7 protein-coding genes and 1 tRNA gene are annotated in these 7,766 nt (G+C 71.7%); 2 read left to right on the top strand and 6 right to left on the bottom strand.

Annotated elements, in window-relative coordinates:
• Positions 1 to 62: 62 nt before the first annotated feature.
• The 3 genes from nusG to ACWGJO_RS09490 all read right to left on the bottom strand — a co-directional run bounded on the left by nusG (position 63) and on the right by ACWGJO_RS09490 (position 1,697).
• On the bottom strand, positions 63 to 944 hold the full coding sequence (nusG, locus tag ACWGJO_RS09480; RefSeq protein WP_380357517.1) for a transcription termination/antitermination protein NusG: 882 nt from the start codon (positions 942 to 944) through the stop codon (positions 63 to 65).
• 209 nt (positions 945 to 1,153) lie between these two features.
• Entirely contained in the window at positions 1,154 to 1,477 is a 324-nt protein-coding gene (secE, locus tag ACWGJO_RS09485) for a preprotein translocase subunit SecE (protein ID WP_452182890.1), read from the bottom strand.
• 147 nt (positions 1,478 to 1,624) lie between these two features.
• A tRNA-Trp gene (locus tag ACWGJO_RS09490) sits at positions 1,625 to 1,697 on the bottom strand.
• Between the two features lie 284 nt (positions 1,698 to 1,981).
• Here ACWGJO_RS09490 and ACWGJO_RS09495 point away from each other — a divergent pair.
• The gene (locus ACWGJO_RS09495) at positions 1,982 to 3,229 is read left to right on the top strand and encodes a pyridoxal phosphate-dependent aminotransferase (RefSeq protein WP_359897548.1); all 1,248 of its coding nucleotides are present in this window, start codon (positions 1,982 to 1,984) and stop codon (positions 3,227 to 3,229) included.
• Positions 3,230 to 3,355: 126 nt separating this feature from the next.
• Complete coding sequence (locus ACWGJO_RS09500; RefSeq protein ID WP_359897549.1) at positions 3,356 to 4,420, top strand: adenosine deaminase; 1,065 nt, start codon at positions 3,356 to 3,358, stop codon at positions 4,418 to 4,420.
• A 12-nt stretch (positions 4,421 to 4,432) separates the two neighbouring features.
• Here the strand turns inward: ACWGJO_RS09500 and ACWGJO_RS09505 are convergent, their stop codons facing one another.
• From ACWGJO_RS09505 to ACWGJO_RS09515, 3 genes are all read right to left on the bottom strand, one after another.
• Positions 4,433 to 5,476: a UDP-N-acetylmuramate dehydrogenase gene (locus ACWGJO_RS09505; RefSeq protein ID WP_452182891.1), complete on the bottom strand. Its 1,044-nt coding sequence runs from the start codon at positions 5,474 to 5,476 to the stop codon at positions 4,433 to 4,435.
• Between the two features lie 106 nt (positions 5,477 to 5,582).
• The gene (locus ACWGJO_RS09510; protein WP_452182892.1) at positions 5,583 to 7,013 is read right to left on the bottom strand and encodes an MFS transporter; all 1,431 of its coding nucleotides are present in this window, start codon (positions 7,011 to 7,013) and stop codon (positions 5,583 to 5,585) included.
• Between the two features lie 106 nt (positions 7,014 to 7,119).
• Positions 7,120 to 7,692 carry a TetR/AcrR family transcriptional regulator gene (locus ACWGJO_RS09515; protein WP_452182893.1) on the bottom strand — a complete coding sequence of 191 codons (573 nt, stop codon included), beginning with the start codon at positions 7,690 to 7,692 and terminating at the stop codon, positions 7,120 to 7,122.
• Between the last annotated feature and the right edge of the window lie 74 nt (positions 7,693 to 7,766).

Consider the following 7,766-nt stretch of genomic DNA (forward strand, 5'->3'; position numbering starts at 1 on the left):
CTGGACCAAAACGGATCCGGGGCAGGGCCCTCGGCCCCGCCCCGGATCCGAAGACCGTGGGACTAGTTCTTCTGGATCTGGTCGAAGGAGAGCTCGACCGGGGTCTCCCGGCCGAAGATCTCGACCAGGCCCTTGACCTTCTTCGAGTCCGGGTTGATCTCGTTGATGGTCGCCTGGAGGGTCGCGAACGGACCGTCGGTGACGGTGACCGAGTCGCCGACCTCGAAGTCCAGCACCTGGATCTCGCTCGGCTTGATCGGCGACGGCTTGCCCGCCTCCTTGGCGGCCTGGCGCTCGACGTCGGGGGCGAGCATCTTGACGACCTCGTCCAGGGTCAGCGGGTACGGGTCGTAGGCGTTGCCGACGAAGCCGGTGACACCCGGGGTGTTGCGCACGACGCCCCAGGACTCCGGGGTGAGGTCCATGCGCACCAGGACGTAGCCGGGGAGCTTGTTCTGGCGGATGGTCTTGCGGTCGCCGTTCTTGATCTGGACGACCTCCTCCTGCGGCACCTCGGCCTGGAAGATGTACTCCTCGACGTTCAGCGAGACGGCGCGCTGCTCCAGGTTCTGCTTCACCCGGTTCTCGTAGCCGGCGTAGGTGTGGATCACGTACCACTCGCCCGGCATGAAGCGCAGGTCCTCGCGGAACTTGGCGACCGGGTCGACCTCGTCGGCCGGCTCCTCCTCGACGGTCTCCTCGGCGGCGAGCTCGGCGTCGAGTTCGGCCTCGCCCTCCACGTGCAGCGCGGCCTCCTCGGCGGGCTCGCCGGCCTCGGCCTCGTCGTACGCCTCGACCTCGTCCTCGTCGCTGTCCGCGGCGTCCACGATCTGCTCGGCGGACTCGACGTCGTCAGCCAGCTCGGTCGCGTCCGGCGCGGCGGCGACATCCGCATCCGCCTCGCGGACGGTCTCGTCGGCGTCGTACAGGGGGGACTCAGACACGGTGGCGGCTTCTTTCCTGGAGATGGTGAAGGTGGCGCGCTCCTCGACCGGTCCGGCGTACGGCTGCTCGCGCGGGCGCCAGGCGAGGTCTCGGAGACTTCAACAGTACCGAGTCCACGGTAACCGCGCGTACGTCCGGCACCGACAGCTCGACCCGGGCCGAGGATTCGGCCCGGGTCGGGAAGCTGTTCGAAAGGTGAGGCGGCCGGTCAGCCGAAGACCAGGAGGCTCAGCTTGGAGAAGCCGTAGTCCAGGCCGGCCACGAAGCCCATCACGACCACGACGAAGGTGACCACGACGGCGGTGTAGCTTGTGAGCTCGCCGCGGGTGGGCCAGACGACCTTGCGCAGCTCGGCGATGATCTGGCGGTAGAACAGACCCATCCTGGCGAACAGGCCCTTCTTGGCCCGCTTGCCGGACTTCTTCTGCTTGCCGGACTTGTTCTCGCCCTCGGCCGTGTTCTCGGCAACGCCATCGGCACCCTCGGGGTTGCCGCTCTCAGGCGTTGCGGTGGAGCCCGTGGTCTCCGTCACTCGTCCTCACCTGAATCCGGGTCCTGCCGAGCTTCGCCGCGCTCCTGCTGGGGCACGGCCAGTCGGCCAGCGGTGCTGATCGGTGCCATCTCCGCATCAAGCCCGCTCACTCCTGTGGAGCGAACGGGCTGAAAACGGATCTAGCAGCAGGGCAAGAGGGACTCGAACCCCCAACCGCCGGTTTTGGAGACCGGTGCTCTACCAATTGAGCTATTGCCCTACGGTGCCTCGCGGCTCCGGTGGCGACCAACCTACCGCATCTCCCCCCGCTGTCTGTACAGGCGGTGAAAGCTCCGGTTTTTCTCGGCGGGCCGTCGAGCAGCGAGTGTACGTGGTCGAGGGGTGTTTGGTCGAACCTCTTCTTCCGGACCGGCCGGTCACCCGGCGGATGTCCGGTCCGGCGGGGCGCCCGCCGACGGATCGCCGGGGCCGCGATTCGGACGGGAACGTACGGATGCCGATACCCCGATGCCCGGTAGGTCCGGGTTCTGCGACGATGCAGGCATGAGCGCTTCCACCCCTCAGCCCGACCAGTCCATCCGCCCCGCCGACCGCCGGGTCTCCGCCCGGATCGGTGCGATCGCCGAGTCCGCGACCCTCGCCGTGGACGCCAAGGCCAAGGCCCTCAAGGCCGCCGGCCGCCCGGTCATCGGCTTCGGCGCCGGTGAGCCCGACTTCCCCACCCCGGACTACATCGTCGAGGCGGCCGTCGAGGCCTGCCGCGACCCGAAGAACCACCGGTACACCCCGGCGGGTGGCCTGCCCGAGCTGAAGACCGCGATCGCCGCCAAGACGCTGCGCGACTCCGGCTACCAGGTGGACGCCTCCCAGGTGCTGGTCACCAACGGTGGCAAGCAGGCGATCTACGAGGCCTTCGCGGCGATCCTGGACCCGGGCGACGAGGTCATCATCCCGGCCCCGTACTGGACCACCTACCCGGAGTCGGTGCAGCTGGCCGGCGGTGTCCCGGTGGAGGTCGTCTCCGACGAGACCACCGGCTACAAGGTCTCGGTCGAGCAGCTGGAGGCCGCGCGCACCGAGAACACCAAGGTCGTGCTGTTCGTCTCGCCGTCCAACCCGACCGGGGCGGTGTACACCGAGGCCGAGGCCGAGGCGATCGGCCGCTGGGCGCTGGAGCACGGCCTGTGGGTGCTCACCGACGAGATCTACGAGCACCTGGTGTACGGCGACGCGACCTTCACCTCGCTGCCGGCCCTGCTGCCCGAGCTGGCCGACAAGTGCGTCGTGGTCAACGGTGTCGCCAAGACCTACGCGATGACCGGCTGGCGGGTGGGCTGGGTGATCGGCCCCAAGGACGTCATCAAGGCCGCGACCAACCTCCAGTCGCACGCCACCTCGAACGTCTCCAACGTCGCCCAGCGCGCCGCCCTGGCCGCCGTGGCCGGCGACCTGGACGCGGTCTCCGAGATGCGCGAGGCCTTCGACCGCCGCCGCAAGACCATCGTGCGGATGCTCAACGAGATCGACGGCGTGTTCTGCCCCGAGCCCGAGGGCGCCTTCTACGCCTACCCGTCGGTGAAGGGCCTGCTGGGCAAGGAGATCCGCGGCAAGCGCCCGCAGACCTCCGGCGAGCTGGCCACCCTGATCCTGGACGAGGCCGAGGTCGCGGTCGTCCCCGGCGAGGCCTTCGGCACCCCCGGCTACCTGCGGCTCTCCTACGCGCTCGGCGACGCCGACCTGGTCGAGGGCGTCAGCCGGGTGCAGAAGCTGCTCGGCGAGGCCCGCGACTGACCCGGTTCGAGCACTGACGTCAATCCGACATACGGGATTCACCCGGCACGCCGCCTCCTTTCACCCCTTCGGGGGATGGAAAGGAGGCGGTTCCCGTTCGGGGGCCGCATACGGCAGTATCGGTGAATGGAACGCCTGTTGAACCCGCGAGACGTCAGGGGCCTCCCGAAGGCCCACCTGCACCTGCACTTCACCGGCTCGATGCGGCCCGCCACCCTCCTGGAGCTGGCCGACAAGCACGGCGTCCGGCTGCCGGAGGCGCTCAGCTCCGGCGAGCCGCCCCGACTGCGGGCCACCGACGAGCGGGGCTGGTTCCGCTTCCAGCGGCTGTACGACACCGCCCGCTCGGTGCTGCGGGACGAGGAGGACATCCGCCGGCTGGTCCTGGAGACCGCCGAGGACGAGCGGCGGGACGGCTCCCGCTGGCTGGAGATCCAGGTCGACCCGACCTCGTACGCGCCCCGGCTGGGCGGGCTGATCCCCGCGCTGGAGCTGATCCTGGACGCCGTGGAGCACGCCGCCGCGGCGACCGGCGTGGGCATCCGGGTCCTGGTCGCGGCCAACCGCATGAAGTCCCCGATGGACGCCCGGACGCTGGCCCGGCTGGCCGTCCGCTACGCCGACCACGGGGTGGTCGGCTTCGGCCTCTCCAACGACGAGCGCCGGGGCCTGGCCCGGGACTTCGACCGGGCCTTCGCGATCGCCCGCAACGGCGGGCTGCTGGCGGCCCCGCACGGCGGCGAGCTCTCCGGCCCGGAGTCCGTCCGGGACTGCCTGGACGACCTGGGCGCCGGCCGGATCGGCCACGGCGTGCGCGCCGCCGAGGACCCGAGGCTGATGGAGCGGCTGGCGGACCGGCAGGTCACCTGCGAGGTCTGCCCGTCCTCCAACGTCTCGCTCGGCGTCTACGAGCACCCCGAGGAGGTCCCGCTGCGCCGGCTCTTCGACGCCGGGGTGCCGCTCGCGCTGGGCGCCGACGACCCGCTGCTGTTCGGCAGCCGGCTGGCCGCCCAGTACGAGCTGGTCCGGGACGTGCTGGGCTTCTCCGACGCCGAACTCGCCGAGCTGGCACGGCAGTCGGTACGCGGTTCGGTCGCGCCGGAGGCCGTCCGCAAGGAGCTGCTGGCGGACATCGACGCCTGGCTGGTGGGCGGCCGCGCCCCCGCGGAGCCGGCCGCCGTACCCGCCTGACGAGGCGCCGCCTCAGAGCTTGACGCCCACCATCACCGGCTCGTTCACCAGTTCCACCCCGAAGGCCTCGCGGACCCCGTCCCGGATCTCCCGGGCCAGCGCCAGCAGGTCCTCGGCGGTGGCCGAGCCGCGGTTGGTGAGCGCCAGGGTGTGCTTGGTGGAGAGCGTCGCCGGGCCGCTGCCGTAGCCCTTGCCGAAGCCGGACCGGTCGATCAGCCAGGCCGCCGAGGTCTTGGTGCGGCCCTCCGGGGCCGGGTAGGCGGGGGCGTCCTCGGCACCCGGGCGGGTGCGGAAGGAGTCGTACTGCGCGGCCGTGAGCACCGGGTTGGTGAAGAAGGAGCCGGCCGACCAGGTGTCGTGGTCCGCCGGGTCCAGCACCATGCCCTTGCCGGCGCGCAGCAGCAACACCGCGTTCCAGGCGGTGCCGACCGCCACCCGCTCGCCCTGCTCGACGCCCAGGTGCCGGGCGGTCTCGGCGTAGCGGACGGGGGTGGAGAGGCCGCCGTTGTCCTCCAGGCGGAACCGCACCCGCAGCACCACGTAGCGCTCCGGCTCGGCCTTGAAACGGCTGTGCCGGTAGGAGAACGCGCACTCGGCGTTCGAGAGCACGACCACCTCGTCGGCGGCGCGGTCGTACGCGACCACCTCGGTGACCGACTGCGCGACCTCCTGGCCGTAGGCGCCCACGTTCTGTACCGGGGTGGCACCCGCCGAACCGGGGATGCCGGCCAGGAACTCGATGCCCGCCAGCCCGTGGTCCACGACGGTCCGGCGGACCACCTCGGACCAGGTCTCGCCGGCCGCGACCTCCAGCGCGGTGCCGTCCAGGGCGAAGCCCTCGGTGGCGATCCGCAGCACGGTGCCGGGGAAGCCGGCGTCGCCGATCACCAGGTTGGAGCCGCCGCCGAGGACCAGCAGCGGCTCGCCGGCCGCGTCGGCCTCGCGGACGGCGGCGATCACCTCGTCATCGGTGTGGGCGGTCACCAGACGGCGGGCCGGGCCGCCGAGCCGGAGCGTGGTCAGCGGGGCGAGGGGGGCGTCGTTTTCTACCAGCACGCCCACCAGCGTACGGGTGGCGGGGGTGCCCCCTGGCACGCCCGCCACCCGTGCTCCCGCCGCCCGTACGCCGATCGCCCGCACACCGGTCGCCCGGGCCGGCGCCTCAGACCCCCGCGGGCACGGCCGGCTCCCCGGCCCGCTCCTCCCGCGCCCCCGCGGCCGCCGCCGCGCGCCGCCGGGGGATGAACGCCGCGGCGAGCGCGCCGAGCCCGACGGCGGCCCCGCCGACGTACAGCGCGGGCACCAGCCCGTCCGTGAAGGCCCGCGCCGACCCGTAGCCGCCCCGCGCCGAGAACACCGCGGCGAGCACGGCGACCCCGAGCGCCCCGCCGACCTCGCGCAGCGCGTTGTTGGCGCCGGAGGCGATCCCCTGCTCCTGCGGCCGGACGCTGGCCATCACCAGCTGGGCGGTCGGGCCGAAGTAGAGCGACATGCCGATCCCGCAGATCACGATGGCCGGGATCTGGGCGGGGTAGTCGAGCCCGGTGCTCCCGTCCGCGACCAGGCCGAACAGCACCAGGCCCACGGCCTGCAGGGCCAGCCCGGCGACCACGATCGAGCGGCCGCCGATCCGGTCGGAGACGATGCCCGCGACCGGGGAGACCAGCAGCGGCATCGCCGTCCACGGCAGCATCCGGATGCCCGACTCCTGCGGGCTGAAGCCGCCGACGCCCTGGAGGTACTGGCTGATCAGGAAGATCGAGCCGAACATCCCCAGGTACATCAGCAGGCTGGCCGCGTTGACGGCGGAGAAGGCCCGGCTGCGGAACAGCCGCATCGGCAGCATCGGATGGGCGGCCACCCGCTGCTCGTACCAGACGAAGGCGGTCAGCATCAGGACGCCGGCGACCAGGGCGCCGAGGACCAGCGGGCTGGTCCAGCCGTCCGGGTTGCCGCGGATCAGGCCGAGGACGACCCCGAACATCCCCAGGCTGACCAGCAGGGTCCCGGGCACGTCCAGGGCCCGGCCCGCGCCCCGGCTCTCGCCGAGCCGCAGGTAGGCCAGCGGCAGCAGGACGAGGCCGACCGGGACGTTCACCCAGAAGATCCACTGCCAGGAGAAGTGCTCGGTCAGCGAGCCGCCGATCAGCGGCCCGGCGGCGACGGCGAGGCCGCTGACGCCCGACCAGATGCCGAAGGCCATCCCCCGCCTGGCCGCGGGCACGGCGGTGGTGAGCAGGGTCAGGGTGAGCGGCATCATCACCGCGGCCCCGACGCCCTGAACGGCCCGGGCGGCGATCAGGTCGCCGATGCCCGGGGACATCGCCGCCGCGGCGGAGCCTGCGGTGAAGACCGTCAGGCCGACCAGGAAGATCCGTCGGCGGCCGAAGCGGTCGCCGAGCGCGGCGCCGAACATCAGCAGCACGGCGAAGCTCAGGGTGTAGGCGCTGACCGTCCATTCGAGGTCGGACAGCCCGCCGCCGAGTTCCTCGCGGATCGACGGCAGTGCGGTGGTGACCACCAGGTTGTCCAGGGCGGCCATGAAACTGGCCGCGCTGACGATCACCAGTGTCCAGACCGCGGTTCTGCCCATGGTCGGTTTCTCCGTCATGACGTCCCCCAGTTTCCTCTAGGTAGTTATTGCTCAATAACTTTCGTGGACCGAAAAAAGGCCGCACGGACACCGTCGCGCGGCCCGGCTACTCGGGCGCCCCGGGCTCCTCGCACCCGTCGAAGCCGCTCCACATCCGGTGGTCCGGCGGATAGCCCAGCGCCACCATGGTGTTGATCAGCATCCCGTACGCGAAGAACCGCGTGGCGCCCTTCATGTCGCCGCCGATCCGGATCCTGACCCGGTCGAACAGGCCCTCCCACAGCCGTCGGGCGGTCTCGCCGACCTCCTCCTCGCCGGCCGCCCGGGCCGCGAAGACCGAGACGTAGAGCTGCATCTGCATCATGAGCTGGTCACGGTCCTCGACCAGGCTCATGTACGCGGCGGACATCGCGTCGGCGGCCTCCTCGCCGGACAGTCCGGCCGAGGCCTCGTCGAACACCCGCCAGGTCTCCTCGACGCAGCGCTCGGCAGCCGCGGCGAAGATCGCCTGCTTGCCCGGGAACAGCCGGAACAGGTACGGCTGCGAGACGCCCACCCGGCGGGCGATCGCCTCGGTGGAGGTGCCGTGGTACCCACCCCGGGCGAACTCGATCAGGGCGGCCCGGACGACGCTCTCGCGCCGCTCCTCCGCGCTCATCCGGATGCTCGACTTCGCCATGAGTTCCAAGTTAGTGGCCAATCACTATCAAGGCAAGGCCTGCGACCGCGGCCGGAGCCCCGTGAGTACGGGGC

The sequence above is a fragment of the Kitasatospora sp. NPDC054795 genome (genome assembly GCF_053611565.1).

Bases quoted from the DNA above. Each gene is read 5' to 3' on its own strand.
- ACWGJO_RS09495 (WP_359897548.1), top strand. From the start codon at position 1,982: ATGAGCGCTTCCACCCCTCAGCCCGACCAGTCCATCCGCCCCGCCGAC.
- ACWGJO_RS09500 (WP_359897549.1), top strand. From the start codon at position 3,356: ATGGAACGCCTGTTGAACCCGCGAGACGTCAGGGGCCTCCCGAAGGCC.
- ACWGJO_RS09510 (WP_452182892.1), bottom strand. From the start codon at position 7,013: ATGGGCAGAACCGCGGTCTGGACACTGGTGATCGTCAGCGCGGCCAGT.
- ACWGJO_RS09515 (WP_452182893.1), bottom strand. From the start codon at position 7,692: ATGGCGAAGTCGAGCATCCGGATGAGCGCGGAGGAGCGGCGCGAGAGC.